Origin of the sequence: Paracoccus sp. DMF, from assembly GCF_004407025.1 — a bacterium.
GTDB lineage: Bacteria > Pseudomonadota > Alphaproteobacteria > Rhodobacterales > Rhodobacteraceae > Paracoccus > Paracoccus aminovorans_B.
Genome location: NZ_SOKV02000003.1, coordinates 152,548 through 172,682, shown reverse-complemented (window position 1 = coordinate 172,682; position 20,135 = coordinate 152,548). Strand labels below are relative to the sequence as shown.

At 68.4% G+C, this 20,135-nt stretch carries 16 protein-coding genes; 12 read left to right on the top strand and 4 right to left on the bottom strand.

Annotated elements, in window-relative coordinates:
• Window positions 1–56: 56 nt before the first annotated feature.
• Window positions 57–599, top strand: coding sequence for a hypothetical protein (locus E3D03_RS02960; RefSeq protein ID WP_263565740.1), 543 nt, complete (start codon window positions 57–59; stop codon window positions 597–599).
• A gap of 148 nt (window positions 600–747) precedes the next feature.
• Here E3D03_RS02960 and E3D03_RS02955 read toward each other — a convergent pair whose 3' ends face one another.
• Entirely contained in the window at window positions 748–1,782 is a 1,035-nt protein-coding gene (locus tag E3D03_RS02955; RefSeq protein ID WP_263565739.1) for a hypothetical protein, read from the bottom strand.
• 164 nt (window positions 1,783–1,946) lie between these two features.
• Between E3D03_RS02955 and E3D03_RS02950 the strand changes: the two genes are divergently transcribed.
• The 11 genes from E3D03_RS02950 (at window position 1,947) to E3D03_RS21305 (ending at window position 17,591) form a co-directional block, all read left to right on the top strand.
• On the top strand, window positions 1,947–2,636 hold the full coding sequence (locus E3D03_RS02950) for a Crp/Fnr family transcriptional regulator (RefSeq protein ID WP_062562514.1): 690 nt from the start codon (window positions 1,947–1,949) through the stop codon (window positions 2,634–2,636).
• 155 nt (window positions 2,637–2,791) lie between these two features.
• Window positions 2,792–2,968 (top strand): hypothetical protein, encoded by a 177-nt coding sequence (locus tag E3D03_RS02945; RefSeq protein ID WP_263565738.1) that lies wholly within the window; start codon window positions 2,792–2,794, stop codon window positions 2,966–2,968.
• A gap of 222 nt (window positions 2,969–3,190) precedes the next feature.
• On the top strand, window positions 3,191–3,817 hold the full coding sequence (locus E3D03_RS02940; RefSeq protein ID WP_263565737.1) for a hypothetical protein: 627 nt from the start codon (window positions 3,191–3,193) through the stop codon (window positions 3,815–3,817).
• Entirely contained in the window at window positions 3,814–6,147 is a 2,334-nt protein-coding gene (gene bcsA, locus E3D03_RS02935) for a UDP-forming cellulose synthase catalytic subunit (protein ID WP_263565736.1), read from the top strand. The genes E3D03_RS02940 and bcsA overlap by 4 nt, the downstream gene beginning before the upstream one ends.
• A gap of 2 nt (window positions 6,148–6,149) precedes the next feature.
• Window positions 6,150–8,369: a cellulose biosynthesis cyclic di-GMP-binding regulatory protein BcsB gene (locus E3D03_RS02930; RefSeq protein ID WP_263565735.1), complete on the top strand. Its 2,220-nt coding sequence runs from the start codon at window positions 6,150–6,152 to the stop codon at window positions 8,367–8,369.
• Window positions 8,369–9,448, top strand: coding sequence for a glycosyl hydrolase family 8 (locus E3D03_RS02925; RefSeq protein WP_263565734.1), 1,080 nt, complete (start codon window positions 8,369–8,371; stop codon window positions 9,446–9,448). Before E3D03_RS02930 ends, E3D03_RS02925 begins: the two co-directional genes overlap by 1 nt.
• Window positions 9,445–10,806, top strand: coding sequence for a hypothetical protein (locus E3D03_RS02920; protein ID WP_263565733.1), 1,362 nt, complete (start codon window positions 9,445–9,447; stop codon window positions 10,804–10,806). Before E3D03_RS02925 ends, E3D03_RS02920 begins: the two co-directional genes overlap by 4 nt.
• Window positions 10,807–10,914: 108 nt before the next feature.
• Window positions 10,915–13,986, top strand: a complete 3,072-nt coding sequence (locus E3D03_RS02915) for a response regulator (protein WP_263565732.1) — start codon at window positions 10,915–10,917, stop codon at window positions 13,984–13,986.
• Window positions 13,976–14,830, top strand: coding sequence for a CheR family methyltransferase (locus E3D03_RS02910; protein WP_263565761.1), 855 nt, complete (start codon window positions 13,976–13,978; stop codon window positions 14,828–14,830). Before E3D03_RS02915 ends, E3D03_RS02910 begins: the two co-directional genes overlap by 11 nt.
• Window positions 14,827–16,164 carry a diguanylate cyclase domain-containing protein gene (locus E3D03_RS02905; protein ID WP_263565731.1) on the top strand — a complete coding sequence of 446 codons (1,338 nt, stop codon included), beginning with the start codon at window positions 14,827–14,829 and terminating at the stop codon, window positions 16,162–16,164. Before E3D03_RS02910 ends, E3D03_RS02905 begins: the two co-directional genes overlap by 4 nt.
• A 74-nt stretch (window positions 16,165–16,238) precedes the next feature.
• Complete coding sequence (locus tag E3D03_RS21305) at window positions 16,239–17,591, top strand: calcium-binding protein (protein WP_318013686.1); 1,353 nt, start codon at window positions 16,239–16,241, stop codon at window positions 17,589–17,591.
• A 99-nt stretch (window positions 17,592–17,690) separates the two neighbouring features.
• Here the strand turns inward: E3D03_RS21305 and E3D03_RS02890 are convergent, their stop codons facing one another.
• From E3D03_RS02890 to E3D03_RS02880, 3 genes are all read right to left on the bottom strand, one after another.
• A complete protein-coding gene (locus E3D03_RS02890; RefSeq protein ID WP_263565730.1) occupies window positions 17,691–18,344 on the bottom strand; it encodes a sulfotransferase family protein in 654 nt (217 codons plus the stop codon).
• Window positions 18,345–18,447: 103 nt separating this feature from the next.
• Complete coding sequence (locus E3D03_RS02885; protein ID WP_263565729.1) at window positions 18,448–19,254, bottom strand: sulfotransferase; 807 nt, start codon at window positions 19,252–19,254, stop codon at window positions 18,448–18,450.
• Window positions 19,254–20,096: a glycosyltransferase family 2 protein gene (locus E3D03_RS02880; RefSeq protein ID WP_263565728.1), complete on the bottom strand. Its 843-nt coding sequence runs from the start codon at window positions 20,094–20,096 to the stop codon at window positions 19,254–19,256. The genes E3D03_RS02885 and E3D03_RS02880 overlap by 1 nt, the downstream gene beginning before the upstream one ends.
• Window positions 20,097–20,135: the final 39 nt, after the last annotated feature.

Sequence of the window (20,135 nt, the reverse complement as noted above, 5' to 3'; positions counted from 1 at the left end):
CCCGCAGGCCTTGCCCTGCGCGGCGGCGGAAAAATCCCTTCCTGGCGGAGGTTCCGATGCCCGAGACCTTGCTGAGCCCCTCGAACCTGCTGCTCTTCGGTCGCGTGGTCGAGGATTTGCAGATCCGCCCGCCCTCGGCGCAGGGCAAGCACGACGATCCCCGGCACGGGCCGTTCCCCCAGCCCCGCGGCGGCACGCCCGGCCAGCTGGAACGGCAATTGCAGGCCGAGGACGCGAATTTCGCCCGCATTTACGGCTTTGCCTACGAGGGGCTGTATCACGTCCTGCCGCGCCCGGCGCTGTTTCTGGTGCACGGGCCGGGGCTGGATGCCGGCGAGGTGATGTCGCAGCTGCGCCTGCCGCAGGCCGCCCCGACCGACAAGACCGAGCGCACCGGCGGCGGGCGCGGGCTTCCCCAGCCCGACGACCTGATGGTCTGGTCCTATGACAAGGCCGATTACACCATCCGCCTGGACGTGCATTCGGGCATGTTCGAGCAATTGCTGCTGGACCCGCGCGGCGGACCGGATCGCGGCATGAGCGTCCACGGGATGAGCGTGCAGGGCATGAGCGCCCGCAGCGACGGCAAGGATGACTAGTCACGCCCACGGCCGCCGCCCTTTTCCGCGGCGGCTGGACAATCCGGGGGAATGCGGGTCAGGATCGGCATGATCCTGACCCTTCTTTCAGAGATTACGTTAAAACAGGGAAATGGTTAAATACTCTGAAATTTCTGCAAAGGGCGCATCAGGCCCGGACCATTGCCCCGACTTCCCCGCCGGTGCGGCCCCCGATCCGGGCGGCGGGATGGGCTGCCGGGCTGTCCGGAACCAGGGCCGGCGGATCGGCCAGCACCCTTGCCGCCGCCTGCCACAGCGGCGCTTCGGCGGCGATCAGCTGCCGCGCGGCAGCCTTGCCTTGCGGGCGCTGCGCGGATCGGGCCAGGACCCGGTAATCGGCGACAAGCCCGCCCAGCAGCCGCTCCAGATCCTGCATGGCCTGTTCCAGCCGCTGGGTCACCCGGGACTGGCTCGCGGTCTGGGTCGCAACGGACAGGGCCATGGCGATCTGCGGCGCGGCTTCGCGCAGCGGCCGGTATTCCTCGGACAGCCCGGCAAGCAGCCCGGCCAGGTGCTGCAGGCGGCCGGCCGTCGGGCCAAGCTGGCGGGCGATCTCGTCACGCGACAACAGGGTCGCGGCCGCCTGGCTTTCCAGCCGGACCAGGACCTGTGCCAAGTCGTGGCGCTCTGCCACCGCCATGCCGTCGCCGCGCTCGAGGAACGCCTCGATCGCCGCGGCAAGCGCGAAGGCGGCGGGTTCGATCCGGGCGCAGGCGCGGATCATCGGGCCGTCGGCGCCTTCCAGCCGCTGCAGCTCGACCGCCAGCGCCCCCCAGAGCCGCTGCTCGCTCAGCCGGATCACCCCCGCCCTGTTGTGCGGCGACCGGCTGCGGCCGCGCAGTGACCCGCGCGCGTGATCCAGATTGGCGGCGATCCCGTTCAAAAGCGGCGCGGGATCGGCCCGCGGCGCCTCGGCCAGCGTGGCGGCCAGCTCGGCCGCGTCCTCGACATGGGTCATCACCGACTGGACGCGCGGCAGCAATTGCTCGAGGCAATAATGCGACATCGCGCGCAGGCTGGCCTGACCATCGACAGCCGCGTGGGCCATGACCCCGGCCCCGCCGGCGAGGATCTGCGGCAGATCGCCTTGAAAACGGGCGCGCACCTGCACATGCAGGGCAGCCATGGTCAATTGACGCAGCAGGCCGGCGATCGCAGCCAACGGGTCCTTGGCAAAAGATGGTGCGGAATGTCCGGTCGACATGAAACACGCCCTCTGGTTGCTGGATTTGGCCCCGATCCTGGCACAACCGCCGCCGCGGTTCTGTGCGCGGGCGCACAAAGCCTGGCCTTCTTGGTCAAGATATTGAAGAGTAAGGGGAAAGCATGAAGCGGATTCTGGATTTGGCCGAGCTGCCGTGGTTCGTCGGGCTGCCGGGCGAGGTTCTGGCCGGAATCGAGGCCGGTTCGCGCCGCCGCCATGTCGCCCGTGGCCAGCTGATCCTCGAACGGGGCGATCCCGGAAATTCCGTGCTTTTCGTCCTGTCGGGGCGCGTGCTGGCCGTGCAATGGACGCCGAGCGGGCGCGAGATCGTCTATAGCGAGATCGCTGCGGGCAGCGCCTTCGGCGAGCTCTCGGTGCTGTCCGGGACGCCGCGCTCGCTGTCGCTCTACGCGCGCACGGCCTGCGTGCTGCTGGAGATGCCGGGTCCGCTGCTGACCGGGCTGATGGAGACGCAGCCGCTGGTCCGGCAGGCGGTGATCCAGGGGCTGGTCCGGCGGATACACGACCTGACCGAACGGGTGCACGAGCTGACCTCGCTGGATGTCGAGGAGCGGCTGCGCGCCTATCTGCTGCGCGTCTCGCTGGAGGACGGCGGGCTCGAGCCGGGGCACAGGATGCCCGATCCGCCGACCCATGCGGAAATGGCCAATATGATCGGCGCCAATCGCGAGGCGGTCAGCCGCGTGCTGGCCAAGCTCAGCCGCGCGGGCATCATCGAATCCGGGCGGAAATACCTGCGTATCCTGCAGCCCGACGCCCTGATCCTGGACGAGATGGGCAAGGACGGTTGACCCGCGGCAGCACCGCGGACCGGAACCCGCTCCTTTCGAGGTGACCACCGCGTTGGCGCAGATGGCTGCCCCGTCGACCACACTGGCGGCAACGAGATCTCGGGCGCCTGCTGTCCGGGCGTGCGGGTCATGCCCGCTTCGCCGGATATCGACGTATGCCGTTGATCGGCAAGGTGATGATCCGCGTCCCCTTCATCGGCATGACCCGTGGAATGCGCCTGATTGTCATCACGCGGCAGTTCGCCATCGACCGAGCGTTCTCCCGCCTTTGCCGCCTGCCGCTTCGGCGGCAAGCCCCGGCTCGCTGCGCCAAATCAGCAACTATCGGCTGACAAGCGGCAGCCAATGCGCGGACCGGGTTGCCTCGCCGATGATTAACGCACAATCTCAGCGCGAAATCGTTTCTGGTTAACAATTCCTACATCGTGCTCGAAGTGAATGGCAGGCCCCCGCGCGGGCCATGCCAAGGAATGTTAATGAAAGCTGTCCCGATCCTGACCAGAATGTTGCGTTGTGCGCGCAGGCCCATGGGCTTGGGCGCGCTGCTTGTTGCCATGGCCGGCTGCGTATCGGACATGCGCGAGCTGTCGCTGACGCCCAAGCAGATTCGCGAGCGCACGCCCTTTGCCAGCCTTTCGCCCGCGCAGGCCTGGATCAACGCACCTGACATGCGCAGCGTCCTGCAGCGCGACCTGGGCAACGGGCTTGAACAGCGCATCGGCCTGGCGAATGCGTCCGCGGTTCCGGGGGATAACCTGGTCATGCTGCGCAGCCGCAATGTCGTTTCGGGCTTTGGACGGCTGCGGTTCGAAAGCCTGGTGGACAGCTTCGGCGGCTTGCCGCAGCCGTTCGCGGACCTCTCCTCGGGGGACCTGCTGCAGGGCGACGACGGCGTCGGCGCCTATTTCTGGGCGACGCGCATGGTCGGCGATGCCACCTGCGTGCTGGGGATGCGGCGGCTGAACGCCGGCATGCGGCAGTTGCCCGGCGATGCGGGGGTGATGGACATCATGCTGCGCAATTGCGTGCCCGGCGACCAGCAGCAGGCGCTGGCGCCGCTTCTGGCCGACAGCATCGGCGTCGCGCCCATCGCGCGCGATCCGCAGGGCAGCAGCCGGCTGCTGTCGCCCCTGGCCGCGCCCTCGGCCAGCGTGGTGGCGGTGCCCGGGGGCCGGCCATGACGCGCCGCAAGCTGCCTGCGACGCTGCTGCTGGGCCTGTGGCTGCTGCTGCTGATTCCGGTCTTCGTGCTGAGCGCGATCCCGGTCTCGGACGCGGCGCAGGCGATGCTGGGCCTGTTTGCCGTGGCGCTGGTCGTGCTGCTGAAGCCCTTTGCGCGCAGCATCGTGCCGCGCATGGCGCTGGTCGGCGTCGCCAGCATCGTGGTGCTGCGCTACTGGTTCTGGCGCGTCACCGCGACGCTGCCCGACCCGGGGCTGAACACCTCGTTCCTCTGCGCCGTCCTGCTGCTGGCGGTCGAGACCTATTCGATCCTGGTCTTCTTCCTGGGCGGCTTCATCACGGCCGATCCCCTGGACCGCGGCCTGCCGCCCAAGGTCGATCTCGAGCATCTGCCGACCGTCGACATCCTGGTGCCGTCCTATAACGAGCCGGTCGAGATGCTCAGCATCACGCTTTCGGCCGCCAAGAACATGATCTACCCGGCCTCGAAACGCCGCGTCGTGCTTTGCGACGATGGCGGCACCGACCAGCGTTGCAACGCACCCGATCCCGAACTGGCGGCCAGGGCGCGGGCGCGGCGGGCGGAATTGCAGGCGCTCTGCGCCGATCTGGGGGTGATCTATTCGACCCGCGCCCGGAACGAGCACGCCAAGGCCGGCAACATGAGCGCGGCCCTGGCGCGGCTGGACGGCGAGCTGGTCGTGGTGTTCGACGCCGACCACGTGCCCTCGCGCGATTTCCTGGCCCGCACCGTCGGCTATTTCACCCAGGATCCCAAGCTGTTCCTGGTGCAGACCCCGCATCACTTCATCAACCCCGACCCGATCCAGCGCAACCTGGGCCTGAAATCCCCGCCCGAGAACGAGATGTTCTACGGCATGATCCATCGCGGCCTCGACCGCTGGGGCGGGGCCTTCTTCTGCGGCTCGGCCGCGGTGATCCGCAGGAAGGCGCTGGACAGCGTCGGCGGCTTTGCCGGCGAGACCATCACCGAGGATGCCGAGACCGCGCTGGAGATCCATTCGCAGGGCTGGCGCAGCCTTTACCTCGACCGCGCCATGATCGCCGGGCTGCAACCCGAGACATTCGTGTCCTTCATCCAGCAGCGCGGCCGCTGGGCCTCGGGCATGGTGCAGATGCTGGTGCTGAAGAACCCGCTGTTCCGGCGCGGGCTGCGGCCCTTGCAGCGGCTGTGCTACATCAACTCGATGTCCTTCTGGTTCTTTCCGCTGATCCGGCTGGTCTATATCCTGGCGCCGCTGACCTATCTTTTCTTCGGGGTCGAGATCGTCGTCACCACCTTCCAGGAGGCGATGGCCTATGTGCTCAGCTACATGGCCGTGGTCCTGCTGGTGCAGAACGCCATCTTCTCGCGCTATCGCTGGCCGCTGATCTCCGAGGTCTACGAGATCGCCCAGGCGCCCTATCTCGCCACCTCGATCTTCCGCACCCTGCTGAAGCCGCGCGGCGCCAAGTTCAACGTCACCGCCAAGGACGAGACGCTGGCCGAGGATTACATCTCGCCGATCTACAAGCCCTTGCTGGGGCTGTTCCTGCTGACCCTGGCCGGGGTGGCGGCGCTGCTGATCCGCTGGATCGCCTTTCCCGGCGATCGCAGCGTCTTGTCGGTGGTCGGGGTCTGGGCGGTCATCAACCTGCTGATGGTGTCGCTGTCGCTGCGCGCCGTTTCGGAAAAGCAGCAGCGCCGCGCGGCGCCGCGCGTGTTCCTCAGCCTGCCGGCGACGGCCAGCTGGGCCGGCTCGGGCGCGACGCCGGTCAAGGCGACGGTGCAGGACGTCTCGACCAGCGGCGCCAGCCTGCGGCTGGATCACGCCCCGCGTGGCGTGGGCGCGGTCATGGTGCGGCAGGGCGACGAGATCGCCTTTCGCCCGGTCTTCGCCAATGCCCCCCATCTGGAGCAAGAGGTGCGGGCGGTGGTGCTGGCGCTGTCCAGCAGCGCGGGCGAGGGCACGGTCCTGGGCTTGCGCCTGGTCGGCGACCAGCCCGTCGCCGTGCAGGAGGCGGTGGCGCAGATGATCTTCGGCGACAGCGAGGTCTGGCGCGCGCAGCGCGAGGAAACCCGGCGCGGCAAGGGGCTGATCGCCGGGCTGGGCTATATCCTGGGGCTGATGCTGACCTCGATCCCGCGCACCCTGGGGGATTTCCTGCGCGAGCCGGCCCGCCGCCGCCGCATCGCGCAAAGCGCGCATCGCACGGCCCGGCCGGCGCATCTGATGGCCTTTGGCGCCGATTTCGACACGGTCGAGCATCGCAGCCAGTCCATGCCCGCCCCGATCGAGGACTTCATCGAGATCGAGGCCCGGCGATGAGCATGGCGCGCCTTACCGCGCTGCTTTCGGTGCTGGTGCTCTCGGGTCCGGTCCAGGCGCAGGACATCGTCTTGCCCGAGCCCACATCCGGAGCCGCTCCCGAAGCCGCCGCGGGCAGCAGCCCGCCGGAAGCGGCCGCCATCGAGGTCGCGCCGGCGATCCGCGACGGTGCGGTCCAGAAGGCCGAGCAATCCGCAGCCACGCCGGCGCCCGCGCATGTCTCGGGCCTGGCGCCGGTTTCCGCCTTGCCCGACCAGATCCGCATGGGGGCCAGCCTGCCGCAGCCCGGCATCCTGCGCCTGACCGGAGAGGTGGCTGCGATCACCCTGGCGCTGGAGCTGCCTGCGGATGCGGCGCCCGCGCAAGGGCTGCGGCTGGACTTGCGCTCGGCCATCAACATCCTGCCCGATACGGCCGCGATGCAGGTCACGGTGAACGATGCCGCGCCGGTGGACCTGCCGCTGCGGAACTTCGGCGATTTCCGGGCCGTGGACCTGCCCGCCGCAGCGCTGAAGCCGGGGGTCAACCGCATCGGCATCACGCTGCGCCAGCCGCATCGCGTCTTTTGCGGCCCTGACGCCAGTTTCGCCGTCTGGACCGAGCTGAACCTGGCGCGCAGCGGCGCGGTGCTGACCGGCAGGGCGGCGGCCTCGGCGCAGGATTTCGCGCGGGCGCTGCAGCAGCAGGTCCGCGCCGGCCTGCCGCTGACCGTGCTGGCGCCGGAAGGCACCGATCCGGGCGTGCTGCGCCAGCTGACCGATGCCCTGGGCAGCGCGATGCAGGGCCGGGCTTTCATCCAGATCCGCACCCCCTATGACATGGCGCCGCGCCCCGGCGCCTCGGTCCTGCTGGTGCCGGCCGAGGCGCCGCAACTGGACTATCGCCTGGACGGCAGCGGCGCGCCGGTGATGGCCGTCGCCTATCGCGACGCCACCCTGCCGGACATGGCCGAGGTCTTGCAGGCCCTGGCATCCACGACGCCGCAGGCGGATGCAGAGTTGCTGGCCCCCGGCCAGCCGGCGACGCTGGCCCAGCTGGGGCAGGGCGACATCGTCGGCAATACCCGCTATTTCCGGCAGGACATCCCGTTCCGCCTGCCCGACGACTGGCTGCTTCTGGCCAATCAGAAAGCGCGGCTGGACCTGCATTACGGCCATGCCGCCAACCTGCCGCAGGGCTCGATCCTGCTGGTCAAGGTGAACGACGAGACCGTGCGCCTGCTGCCGCTGGACCGCGATGGCGGCAAGCTGCTGGCGCCCCTGCCGGTGGGCTTTGCCGCCCGGCTGCTGCATGCCGGGGTGAACCGGCTCAGCTTCGAGATGATGGTGCCTGGCAACCCGCCCGATATCGCCTGCCCGCCGCGCCAGACCGACATGCTGGTGATCGCCCGGGACAGCAGCCTGACGGTGCCGCGCTCGCCCGCAATGCGTCTGCCGGGGCTGGCGGCGACGCTGACGGGCCTGTCCGCGCCAAGCGTCAGGGCCGATCCGCAGGCCGCCGATCCCGCGCGGATGCAGCTTGCGGCTGCCCAGCTGGCCGCCAGCCTGCGCCCGGCGGCGCAACCCGATCCCGCCGCCTCGCTGGTGGTGATGGATTTCAGCACCCTGCCGAATGCGCTGGCCGACGTGTCGCTGCGCGCCCTGCAAGAGGCGCTGTTTCCCGCGCCGCCCCCCGCCGCCACCCCGGCCCAGCCCGTCCCCACCTTCCGACTGAGCGCGGCCGAGCCTGCCGCGCCCGAGCCCCCCGCCCAGCCGGCACGATCCTGGTCGCCATTGGCTTGGCTGACACGGCTGGGCGACCGGATCGGGAAATCGGCCTTTCTGGCCTCGGGCGAAAACCTGTCGGACTGGCTGGCCGGCCGGCGCGGCGATGCGCTGCTGATCGTGCTGGACCCAGACCAGCCGCAGGCGCTGGGGCTGATCCTGGGCCCGGATGCGCAGATCCGCGGCATCGGCCGGGCGCTCGACGCGCTGCGCAGCAGCGGGCAGGGCCATGGCGGCGCGGCGCTGCTGTCAAACGACGGCAGCAGCCAGCTCTGGTCCCCGGTGGCACTGCCGCGCCTGCAAGAGCCGGTGACGGCGGCGAACCTGTTTCCGATCCTGGGCAATTACGCCTCGTGGTCGCCGTTCCTGTTCGCCTGCGCGCTCCTGGGGCTGGGTCTGCTTTCGGTCCTGCCGGCGCTCGCCATCGTGATCGTTTACCGCAAGCGGAGGTTGCGCTGATGAACCGACGGACGCTTCTGCTGAGCCTTGGCGCCGCCGCATTGGCCGGCGCGCCCCCGACGCAGGGCGCGGCCCAGCCCGCGCATCCGCTGGACGCCTCGTGGCAGGCCTGGAAATCGCTTTGCCTGTCGCAGGACGGGCGGGTGGTGGACGGATTCCAGAACGCCGCCAGCCATTCCGAGGGACAGGGCTATGGCTTGGCCATGGCCGCGATGCTGGACGACCGGCCGGCCTTCGACGCGATCCTGGACTGGACCCAGCGCAACCTTGCCATCCGCGACGACGCGCTGATGGCCTGGCGCTGGCAGCCCGATGCAACGCCGCAGGTGCAGGACCGCAACAATGCCTCGGACGGCGACCTGTTCCTGGCCTGGGGGCTGGTGATCGCCGCCACGCGCCAGCAGCGCCCCGAACTGACCGAGCGGGCCGGCGCGATCGCGCGCGACCTGCTGCGGCTTTGCACCGCGCCGCATCCGGGCGACAATGGCCGGCTGCTGTTCCTGCCCGCCGCCGCCGGCTTTCGCAGCGACGCGCGGGTGGTGGTCAACCCGTCCTATTACATGCCGCGGGCGATGCGCGAGCTGGCGCAGGCGACCGGCACGCCGCAGCTCGCCCAGCTTGCCGATGACGGCGTGCGGCTGATCGACGGGCTGGCGGGCGCCGGGCTGGTGCCGGATTGGGTGGCCTTCGGCCCGGCCGGGCAGGTGCCGCCGCCCTCGGGCTTTTCGCAGAACGCGGGCTACGAATCGATCCGCGTGCCGCTGTTCGCGCTGTGGTCGGGCAAGGCCGCGTCGCCGGCCGTGCGCGGCTTTGCGCAGGCGGCGGGCAAGACGCCGCCGGGCGGCCCCTATCCGGTCGTCCTCGTGCCCGACAGCGGCGCCGTGATCGAGAGCAGCACCCATGCCGGCTATGGCGCCGTGGCGGCGCTGGCGGCCTGCGCCGCGGCCGGTTCCGGCCCGGGCGGGGTCGGCTCGGCCATGCGGCCCTTTGCCAAGGACCAGCCCTATTATCCGGCGACGCTGCACATGATGGCGCTGCTGGCCCAGGTTTCCCACTATCCGACATGCGTGCCGCTATGATCCGATCCGCCCTTTTCGTCACCCTGCTGATCGCCGCCCCGGCGGGCGCGGCCCTGGCGCAATCCGCGCCGCCGCCCGAAGAGCTGCTGGCGCTGAACATCTATGTCCAGCAGGGCGACGATGCCGCGGCCCAGGCCGAGCTGCGCCGGCTGCGGCTGAAATATCCGCAATGGGTGCCCCCGGCCGAGCCCGGCAAGGTGGTGGCCGAGCCGGTGCCGCAGGCCGAGATCGACCAGTTCTATCGCCAGATCGCGGCGGGTCAGGCCGACGAGGCGCGCGAGACCCTGGCCCGCGCCCGGCGCGACAATCCGGGCTGGACCCCGCCGCCCGACATGGCCGCGCAGCTGGAGACGGCCGAGGGGCAGCGCGCGCTGGACAGCGCCCTGACCGGCGGCGATGTCGCGGCGGCGCGCAGCGTGGCGGCGCGGACGCCGGGGCTCTTGCGCTGCGACCGCGTCAACAACGCCTGGCGCATCGCCGAGGGCCAGGCGGCGGCGGGGGCCAAGGCCGATGCGCTGGCGACCTATCGCGCCGTGCTGGGCGCCTGCACCGCGCCGGGCGATCTGGTCTCGACCCTGGAAAAGGCCGATGCGGTGGCCAGCGAGGCCGAGCTGCGCAGCATGGCCGCCCAGGTCTCGAGCCGCTTCCCGGCCGAGGCGGGGCGCTTCGATGCCGTGCTGCAACGGCTGCTGGCCGGGCGCGGCGGGGCGCCCGCGCCCTCGGCCGCCCAGGCCAAGGCCGCGGCCGCGGCGGAGAAGCCCGCCAGCAAGCCCGCGTCCCAGCCCGCCGCCCGCCGCAGTCCGCGGGCCGAGACCGATGCCGTCCCGCGCGCGCGGCGCGGCGAAAGCCCGGCGCAATGCGCGGCACGCACCGCCGGGGCGCGGGCCGCCGGCACGGTGCTGGAGCGGGCCTGGTGCGTCTACAACCTGGACCGGACCATGGACGCCATGGCCGACTTCAAGGCGGCGCTGACGGGGCGGCTGAACGCCCAGCAGCGCCGCGATGCGCAATATGGCCTGGCGCTGTCCTATCTGAAGCTGGGGATGAGCGAGCCGGCCTCGCAGATCGCCGCCACTGCCGATTTCGACCACCGCCAGCGCGTCGACGTCGAGCGCCAGATCCTGGACCAGCGCGGCGTCGCCGCCTACAAGGCCCGCCGCTTTCGCGATGCCATCCGCTATTTCGATGCGATCGAGCAGGTCACCGGCTCGCTGCGCCGCGATCTCGGCGTCCTGCGCGCCTATGCCTATCTGAACGCCGGCAACCAGCCCCGCGCCTTGGCCGAGTTCCGCCGCCTGAACAGCGCGCTTTCCACCGCCGAGACCCGGCGCGGCCTGCGGGCGGCGGCGGGGAACTGACCCCGCGCGCCGCCGGCGGCCTGTTGTTTTCCTCGTATCCCGGTTTCGCATGCATTTCCCGGCCCGGGCCCGTCCCGGCCTGCCGGGTCCACGGACGGAGAAGACATCGTGAACCGGCGGCGCCCAAGCCTGTCCCTCAGCCTGCAATTCGCCCTGGTGATGCTGTGCTTCGTGCTGATCGTGGGCACGATCAGCGCCTTCGGCTATGCCGCCGTCCGCACCCTGACCTCGGCCCAGGACCGGGTGCGCGACGTGACCATCGGCCTGACCGCCATCGAGACGACCGAGCGCGCCATGCTGGCGCGCGAGATCGCGCTGGTCCAGGCCCTGATCGTCCGCACGCCGGAGGGGCGCGCCAGCTTCGACAGGGCCAACCGCGATGCGGACCGCGCGCTGCAGACGCTGCTGTCGCTGCCGGCGCCCAATGCCCAGGCGCTGACCGACGTCATCGCCGTGCAGACCGCCAGCACGCAATGGCTGAACCGGCAGGCGCTGCCGCTGCTGGCGCGCGCCGCGGAAAAGGGGGTCAGGCCGGGGACGCTGCTGGCCGGCTATCTGGCGCAGTCGCCGCTGGGCGGCAGCACGCAGATCGCCTCCGAGTCGATTTCGCGGCTCAAGAGCCTGGTCGAGGACATGCTCCGGCAGGCCCGGCTGGACCGCGACCAGGCGTTGCGGCGGATGCACAACATGGGCGCCGTCGCTGCGCTGGTCGTGGTGGTGGCGGCGCTGGCGGCCTTCGTGATCCTGCACCGGCGCATCAGCCATCCCTTGCGCCAGCTGGCCATGGCGATGGGGCGGCTGGCGCAGGACGGCCGCGATGTGCCGATCCCCTTCCAGGACCGCCAGGACGAGATCGGCGCCATGGGCCGCTCGCTGCTGATCTTTCGCAACCTCGCCGCGGCGCGCGCCGAGGATCTGGAGGTCCGGGGCGCGCTGACCCGGCTCTCGGCCGCCGTGCAGGCCCAGGATGATCTGCGCGGCTTTGCCCAGGCGGCGCTCAGCGCGCTGGCGCGCGAGCTTGGCGCCGAGGTGGCGGTGTTCTTTTCCTATGACGCGGCGCGCGACAAGCTGTGGCGCTTTGCCACCTATGGCTATCGCGCCGAGGCGGGCACGCCCAATGCCTATGCCATGGGCGAGGGGCTGATCGGCCAGGTCGCGCGCGACCGCCGGGTGCGCATCCTCTCGGGCCTGCCGGACGATTACGTCAAGGTGCATTCCGGCACCGGCGAGGGCCGCCCGCAGCTGGTGCTGCTGACCCCGGTGCTGCTGCGCGACCGGCTGATCGGCGTGATGGAATTCGCTGCCTTGCAGCCCTTTGCCAGCATCTATGGCCGCATCCTGCAAGAGGCCATCGAGATCGTGGCGCGGCCGCTGGAAAACCTGGAGCGCGCGCTCGAGACCAGGGAGCTGCTGACCCAGAGCCTGCGCCAGACCGAGGAGCTGCAAGCCGCCGAGGAGGAGCTTCTGGCGCAGCAGGAGGAATTGCAGGCCACCAATGCCGAGCTGGCCTGCCGCACCAACCAGCTGGAAGAGACCCAGAAGGAGGCGCTGGCCCGGGCCGAGGAACTGGAGCGCACCAGCCAGTTCAAGTCGCGCTTCCTGGCCAATATGTCCCATGAGCTGCGCACGCCGCTGAACAGCATGCTGATCCTGGCCCAGGACCTGGCCGCGAATGCCGGGAAAAACCTGCAAGCCGACCAGATCGAGGCGGCCGAGGTCATCCATGCCAGCGGCATCAGCCTGCTGCGGCTGATCAACGAGATCCTGGACCTGTCCAAGATCGAGGCCGGCAAGATCGAGGTCCATCGCGAGCCCATGGCCTCGCGCCAGCTGGTCCAGACGCTGGAGCACGGCTTCCGCCCGCTGGCCGCGCAGAAGGGCGTGGATTTTACCATCACCTGCGCCGAAGGCCTGCCCGAGATCCTGCACACCGATGCCGGCCGGCTGGAGCAGATCGCCAACAACCTGATCGGCAATGCGCTGAAATTCACCCGCGCCGGCCAGGTCCGGGTGCGGCTGGCGCCCGAGGACGGCGGCCGCAGCCTGTCGATGGTCGTCTCGGACACCGGCATCGGCATTCCGGCCGAGAAGCTCGAGGCGATCTTCCAGCCCTTCGAGCAGGTCGATGGCAGCACGCATCGCCAGTTCGGCGGCACCGGGCTGGGGCTTGCGATCTCGCGCCAGCTGGCGATGCTTCTGGGCGGCGATCTGGCGGTGGAAAGCACGCTGGGCCAGGGCTCGGTCTTCCGGCTGAAGATCCCGGTCGCGGCCGAGGCCGGCACGCCCGCCGAAGCCCTGCGGCCGCTGCCGCCGGCTCCGGCTCCGGCTCCGGTGCCGCGGCAAGGGCGCGGCCGGCGGGTGCTGGTGGTCGAGGATGACGAGGGCACGCAAAAGGCGCTGCTGCAGCTGATGGCGCGGGCGGCGATCGAGGCGCGCTCGGCCCTGACCGCCGAAGAGGCGCTGGAGCTGTGCCGGAGCCGGGATTTCGACTGCGTGATCCTGGACATCGGCCTGCCGGGCCTTTCCGGTTTCGACCTGCTCGAGCGGTTGGCGCAGACCGGCCGTGCCGCGCCGGTCGTGATCTATTCCGCCCGCGACATCCAGCCCGACGAGATCCTGCGCCTGCGGGCCCATACCGACAGCATCGTGCTGAAGGGCGAGCATTCCGAGAAACGGCTGCTGGACGAGGTCGAGGCCTTCCTGGCCCCGCCTCCGGCGCAGGCGGCCGCGGCCGCAGCCGAGAGCGCCCCGGAACCCGCGCCGGCGACCGCTCCTGCCACGGCTGACGACGGCGCGCCGCTGGGTTGCAAGCTGCTGCTGGCCGACGACGACATGCGCAATATCTATGCCCTGGCCAAGGTGCTGCGGGCGCGCGGCTGCGAGGTGGTGCTGGCCCAGGACGGGCAAAAGGCCCTGGCCGAGCTGAAGGCCCATCCCGACATCCAGGTCGTGCTGATGGACATGATGATGCCGAACATGGACGGATACGAGGCGACGCAGGCCATCCGCGCCGCCGGCGGCGCCTGGGAGAGGCTGCCGATCATCGCGCTGACCGCCCGGGCGATGAAGGACGACCGCGACCGCTGCCTTGCGGCCGGCGCCTCGGACTACATGACCAAGCCGGTGGACATGCCGCAGCTCATCGCCAAGATCCGGGCCCAGCTTGACCATGCCGCATGACGCCGCCGATTTCGCCGCCTGGGTCTATCGCGACTTCGGCCATGATTTCCGCCAGTATCGGCTGGGAACCTTGGGCCGGCGGCTGCGCCATCTCTGCGCCGGGCTGCATCTGGACGGCCTGGCCGCGCTGCGCGACTGGCTGGCCAGCGACCCGCGGCGCATCGATTATGTCGTCGATCAGCTCTGCGTCCCGGTCAGCCAGCTGTTCCGCGAGCCCGGCACGCTGGGCGAGCTGCGCCGGCTGGTCTTTCCCGCGCTGAGCAGCTTTCCGGCCATCACCGTCTGGCATGCCGGCTGCGCGGCCGGGCAAGAGGCCTATTCCATGGCGATCCTGCTGGACGAGGCCGGGCTTCTGCCGCGCAGCCGCATTTTCGCCAGCGACATTTCGGCCGGGGCCCTGGCGCAGGCGGCCCGCGGGTTGGTGCCGGCCGCCCAGCTCGGCGAGGCCGCGCCGCGCCATCGGGCCAGCGGCGGCACTGGCGATCTCGCCCGGCATTTCACAGCCCAGGGCGACCAGATGCGGCTCTCGCGCCGCCTGATGTCGCATATCAGCTTCGTGCGCCACAATCTCGCGACCGACGCCGTCTTCTGCGAGGCGAACCTGATCCTGTGCTGCAACGTGCTGATCTATTTCGAACGTCCGCTGCAATGCCGTGCGCTGGAGCTGTTCTCGGATTCGCTGGTCCGCGGCGGGCATCTTTGCCTAGGCCAGCGCGAAACGCCCATCGGCGCGGGCGGGCGCTTCGCGCCGATGCCCGGCAGCCGGTGGATCTATCGCCCGACGGCGCAGCCGCGGCCGCCGCTTGTCCTTCCCTTCCCGCCACCAGACGAAAGGATCCCATGACCCAGCCCATCCCGCCCGATCCGGACGCCGGGGCCGAGCGACCCCGCATCCTGATCGTCGATGACATCGCCGCCAACCTGACCGCGATGCGCGTCCTGCTGCGCCATATGGATGCCGAGATCATGACCGCCCAATCGGGCAACGAGGCCCTGTCGCTGGCGCTGGACCACCGTTTCGCGCTGGTGCTGCTGGACGTGCAGATGCCCGGCATGGACGGGTTCGAGGTCGCCACGCTGCTGCGCGACGGCCCGTTCTCGGCCGAGACGCCGATCATCTTCATGACCGCCTCGAACGCGGATGAATTCAGCCAGCTGCGGGGCTACGATTCCGGGGCCATCGACTATATCGGCAAGCCGATCAACGAACGCATCCTACTGTCCAAGGTCGGCCTGTTCCTGGAGCTTTACCGCAGCCGGCAGCAGCTGATGCAGGCCCTGGCGCAGGTGCATCGCCAGGGCGAGATCCTGCGCGCCACCTTCGACGCGGTCGGCGACGGCATCATCGCCACCGACAACCAGGACCATGTCTCGTGGATGAACCCGGCGGCCGAGCGCATGACCGGCTGGACCGCGCTGGGCAACCGCCCGCTGTCCCAGGTCATGCCGCTGGAAACGGCCGAGGGCGAGCGCCTGACCGTCACGCCGTTGGCTTGGCCCGGCCGGGCTGCGGCCGCGCATGTGCTGCTGCGCTCGCGCGAGGGCAAGGCCATCCCGATCAGCAGCTCGGCCTCGGTCGTGCGCGACCCCGACGGGCAGCCGATCGGCGGCGTCGTGGTGTTCCAGGACGCCACCCAGGCCTATGCCCGCCACCTGGCCCTGCAGGGCGCGGCCGAGACCGACCCGCTGACCGGGCTTCTGAACCGCGCCGGCTTCAACAAGCGGCTGCTGGCCATGCTGGCGGCGCGGGACGGCACGCGCCGCGACCTGGCGCTGCTGTTCGGCGATCTCGACAAGTTCAAGCCCGTCAACGACAATTTCGGCCATGCCGCCGGCGATGTCGTGCTGAAGGAGATCGCCGCCCGGCTGAATCGCTGCGTGCGCGATGCCGATGTCGCCGCCCGCTGGGCCGGGGACGAATTCGCCGTGCTCATGCCCTGCGACGAGATGCGCGAGGCCGAGCAGATGGCCGAGCGCCTGTCCGAGGCGGTGCGCCAGCCCATCGACATCGGCAAGGGCGGCATTGCCGTCTCGGTCGGGATCAGCATCGGCATCTCGATGGCCAGCGCCGCGCATTGGGACCACGGCGAGCTTCTGGAGCAGGCCGACCGGCTGCTCTATCGCAAGAAGGCGCAGCGGACCGTTGCAGCGGCGCCGCTGGCGCAGGCCACGCGATGATCGGACGCAACGCAGGGATTGCAATCCGGGCAAGCGAGACGCATCTTTGCCCCTCAACCTGAAAGTGTGACCGCATGGCAATCATCACCCTTCGCCAGGGCCAGGGCGCGATCCGGGACATGACGCTGATCGACTGGTCGCAGGTCCTGGGCTTTGCCCGGGCCAGCCGCTCGGCCATGCAGCTGCGCCTGTTCAGCGATGCCTCGAACCAGGCGGTGCTGACGGGCAGCGGGCTGGCCTATGGCGGCGGCGGGCCCGGCGGCCTGCGGGCCGGCACCGTGCAGGAGCTGCGCATCACCCGTGCCGGCCAGACCGTCTTCGAGGCGACGGGTCTGGTGCTGTCGGTGGCGGCCCTGGCCGATGCCTATGCGCGTTCGGACGACGGGGCGGTGACGCGGCTGCTCATGGCGGGCGCCGATGTGCTGCGCGCCACCGACCTGGCCGAGACGCTGGCCGGCTATGCCGGCGCCGACACGATCCTGGGCATGGGCGGCAGCGACAAGATCTTCGGCGGCGCGGGCGGCGACCGGCTGTTCGGCGGTGCGGGCGCCGATACGCTGCTGGGCGAGGCGGGCGACGACCTGCTGTCCGGCGGCATCGGCAATGACACGCTTTACGGCGATGCCGGCAAGGACACCCTGTCGGGCGATGCCGGCAACGACGCGCTTTATGGTGGCGACGGCAATGACCGGCTGTTGGGCGGTGCGGGTGCCGACAGCCTTTATGCCGGCAATGGCGCCGATCTGGCCTACGGCGGCGACGGCGCCGACAGGCTCTATGGCGAGGCTGGCAACGACAGCCTGTTCGGCGGCCAAGGCAATGACACGCTGTATGGCGGCATCGGCAACGACGCGCTGGATGGCGGCGTTGGCAATGACACGCTTTATGGCGAGATGGGCGACGACCTGCTGGGCGGCGGCCTGGGCGATGACTGGCTGGGCGGCGGTGCCGGTGCCGATACGCTGCTGGGCGGCCCCGGCAATGACCGGCTGTTCGGAGAGGCGGGGTCGGACCTGCTGAACGGCGGGCTGGGCAATGACCAGCTGTTCGGCGGCGCGGGCAACGACCGGCTGGTGGGCCTGGCCGGCGCGGACAGCCTTTATGGTGGCGCTGGCGCCGATCTTTTCGTCTTTATCGGCCTTTCGGATACGACGCCGCGCGCGCGGGATCATATCGACGATTTCACGCATGCCGAGGGTGACCGGATCGACCTGGCGGCGATCGACGCCAACAGCCTGGCGAATGGCAACCAGGCGTTCACCTATATCGGCGAGCAGAGTTTCAGCGGCACGGCTGGAGAGCTGCGCTGGCTGCGCACGGCCGACGCGACCTATGTCCAGGCCGATGTGGACGGGGATCGCGTGGCCGATCTGGCAATCGTCATCGGCAAGTCCATCGATCTGACGGGTTCCGATTTTCTGCTGTAGATTTCCCCAGTTGGTGGAACCGGCTGTTCGAGTCGTCGCTGGTCGAAAGGCTTCGTCCTTCGCACGTCCATGACCGGCCTTTCGAGGGCAGGTCCGGCGCTATTGGCTCAACCCGGCCTTTTCGGCCCAGCGAAAATCCGCCCGGTAAAGCTGGAGCAGGCTCTCGCGCGCATTCGCGCCGAGATCGCCGGGCGCCAGCTTGGGACCGCCGCGCTGTTCATGGGGCAGGTGCAGGGTGCGGCCGGTCCGCGTCTCCATGTCGCGCACAAGCTGCGGCAATTCGGACATGAGATAGATGCGCTGGAAATAGCCGGGCTCGCGCCCCAGGAAACTGACCTGCGGCGCGACATGATGCCGGATCGAGGGCGAGAATTCGCGATAGAGCTCGATCCGTTCGACGAAAGTATCCAGATCCGGATCGGGCAGGGCCCCGGCCGCCTGCGCCTGCTGCGAAAGCATTCCCGACGACAGTTCCCTGAAATGCAACACGCGGTTCGAATAGCAGGACAGGAAGCGGGCGATCGGGTCGCGATAGACCGCGAACCGCCAGAAATCCTGCAATTGCCCGGTGTTCTGGCGGTTGAAGGGCTGGGTGCCATAGAAGTTGTGGATATGGAACATCTGCCCATGCCGCTGCATCGGCTTGAAGGGCACGCCGTTCTCGATCTCGAAGAACATCGTCTTGATCGAGGTGCAGGCGGCTTTCGGCACCGGGAAATAGGCGATGCGTTGCTTGGGCAGGATCAGGGCCATGAAATCCGTTCCGAACCAATCACCTCGCCGGCAGGCGCTTCAAGGGAAGTTTGATCGCCCCGGAAACGGGCTCCGACAAAACGCGCCGCCAGATCACCCACGCCTAGCTCGCGGTTTCCAAGCCTGCGTCGATCTTTCGACGGACCGAATAACCGCACCGTTCCATGAGGTTCTTGTCGAGCTTGCTGTCGATGAAATCCAGATCCTCGTCCGATATGCTGTCGACATAATTCTCGGACAGATATTTCTTCCGATAGAAATCGAAGTTTTCTCCGGCGGACTTGGTGGAGTCCAGGATATTCTTGAACGCACTCTCGCCAAAGCCGAGAATGTTCGAGCAGGCGCGCGCCACCGTCTGTTCGGTGTCCTCCAGAAGATCCTCGTATCGCACGAAGACAGAGTTATCCGGATACTTTCGGAGCATCTCCATGTATGAGCGAACCTTCTTGTTGAACAACTCGATGGGCGTGGCGACCGTGGTGCCGTCGATGTTGTCACGCCGAGACAGCGGCCAGGGCGATCTGATAAAATCCGAAAAGCTCGCGGCACGGGAAAGCCGAGGGTTGTATGGCCTGTTGAACATGGATTGCAGCCAGAAGCACGGATGCTTGGTAGTATAGATGAATTTCGTGAGGCGATTGTATGCAGAGAATTCGATCACGTCGATCGGCGGCCTGGCATGTTTCCATCCGAAATCGGAATGGAGCATGCGGAAATGGTCCATGTCCTGCACATAGTCGTTGTCATGTGTGTATGCCTCGGGGAAAAGGTGGTTTTCAGCCTTGAGCAGGCCCGCCTTTCCCCTGGTATCACCTTCCATCATGATGGCGTTGGTGTTTTCACGCACGAGCGCCGTCAGATAGATAGTGCCGCTATTACGTTCTCCGAACACTTTGACGTAAATGAACATCAGAAAACTCCCTTGAACTGATCCGGTATGCGGCGAAGATGAGGTGGATATTTCGAGGGGAAATCGACCTCGAAGGCGAACTTGCCGGCGTGGTTTTCCTTAATCAGTCCAAGAAGCTCTTGCACGTGCGTCGAGAAGTCGAAGTCTTCCACGCGGTCGCGACCGTTGATCTGGCGGAATATGTTCTTCATCTTTTCGTCCTCGATCATCTGGTGAATGCCGAAGTTGCCGTCTCTCGGGATGCTCCTGAGAAAGCGGAGCCGATCCAAGGCGATCGACCTGTCCATCTGCTTCAGATGGAAGTTGTAGATCCCACCGAATTGCTGATGCTTGTCGCAGGTATGAAATCCGCCGCCCCAAGACAGTGGAACGCTCGTCACCTGTGTCTTGCACATCGCGCCAAGGAAATAACCGTAGCCTCTTTGAGCAAGGATTGGTCTGCCTAGGTTCAGCTCGCCTTCGTCGTCATAGCTGTGAAAGATGTTCACGCCGATGCTGGTTTCGTAATCTGGCCTTTTCGTTTCGATATACTGCCTGAGATCGCCATGGTCGTCCGGATCGACGCAGATGAACTCATCCGTGTCAGTATAGATGAAATAGTCGAAGAAATTGAGAAAGTTCTTGCAGGTGTCCGAAATAAGGTGCGACCGCTTGATGTCCGAGAATGGTGTGCGCGGCAAGCGGATTATATTGACTCCCTCGAGTCCCAGCGTGGAGCCGTCGTTGGAGCCATGGTCGAAGATGTAAAGGCTCTCCCTGCCGAAGATGCGGCCGTAGTAATTCACCCAGAGGGGAAGCATCAACCCTTCGTTGTATGCCATTGTCGTTACGGCGAACTTCAATACTGTGATCCTTTCTGTGTTCTAGCAACGTCTGGATGC

Bases quoted from the DNA above. Each gene is read 5' to 3' on its own strand.
- E3D03_RS02960 (WP_263565740.1), top strand. From the start codon at position 57: ATGCCCGAGACCTTGCTGAGCCCCTCGAACCTGCTGCTCTTCGGTCGC.
- E3D03_RS02950 (WP_062562514.1), top strand. From the start codon at position 1,947: ATGAAGCGGATTCTGGATTTGGCCGAGCTGCCGTGGTTCGTCGGGCTG.
- E3D03_RS02945 (WP_263565738.1), top strand. From the start codon at position 2,792: ATGCCGTTGATCGGCAAGGTGATGATCCGCGTCCCCTTCATCGGCATG.
- E3D03_RS02940 (WP_263565737.1), top strand. From the start codon at position 3,191: ATGGCCGGCTGCGTATCGGACATGCGCGAGCTGTCGCTGACGCCCAAG.
- bcsA (WP_263565736.1), top strand. From the start codon at position 3,814: ATGACGCGCCGCAAGCTGCCTGCGACGCTGCTGCTGGGCCTGTGGCTG.
- E3D03_RS02930 (WP_263565735.1), top strand. From the start codon at position 6,150: ATGGCGCGCCTTACCGCGCTGCTTTCGGTGCTGGTGCTCTCGGGTCCG.
- E3D03_RS02925 (WP_263565734.1), top strand. From the start codon at position 8,369: ATGAACCGACGGACGCTTCTGCTGAGCCTTGGCGCCGCCGCATTGGCC.
- E3D03_RS02920 (WP_263565733.1), top strand. From the start codon at position 9,445: ATGATCCGATCCGCCCTTTTCGTCACCCTGCTGATCGCCGCCCCGGCG.
- E3D03_RS02910 (WP_263565761.1), top strand. From the start codon at position 13,976: ATGCCGCATGACGCCGCCGATTTCGCCGCCTGGGTCTATCGCGACTTC.
- E3D03_RS02905 (WP_263565731.1), top strand. From the start codon at position 14,827: ATGACCCAGCCCATCCCGCCCGATCCGGACGCCGGGGCCGAGCGACCC.
- E3D03_RS21305 (WP_318013686.1), top strand. From the start codon at position 16,239: ATGGCAATCATCACCCTTCGCCAGGGCCAGGGCGCGATCCGGGACATG.
- E3D03_RS02890 (WP_263565730.1), bottom strand. From the start codon at position 18,344: ATGGCCCTGATCCTGCCCAAGCAACGCATCGCCTATTTCCCGGTGCCG.
- E3D03_RS02885 (WP_263565729.1), bottom strand. From the start codon at position 19,254: ATGTTCATTTACGTCAAAGTGTTCGGAGAACGTAATAGCGGCACTATC.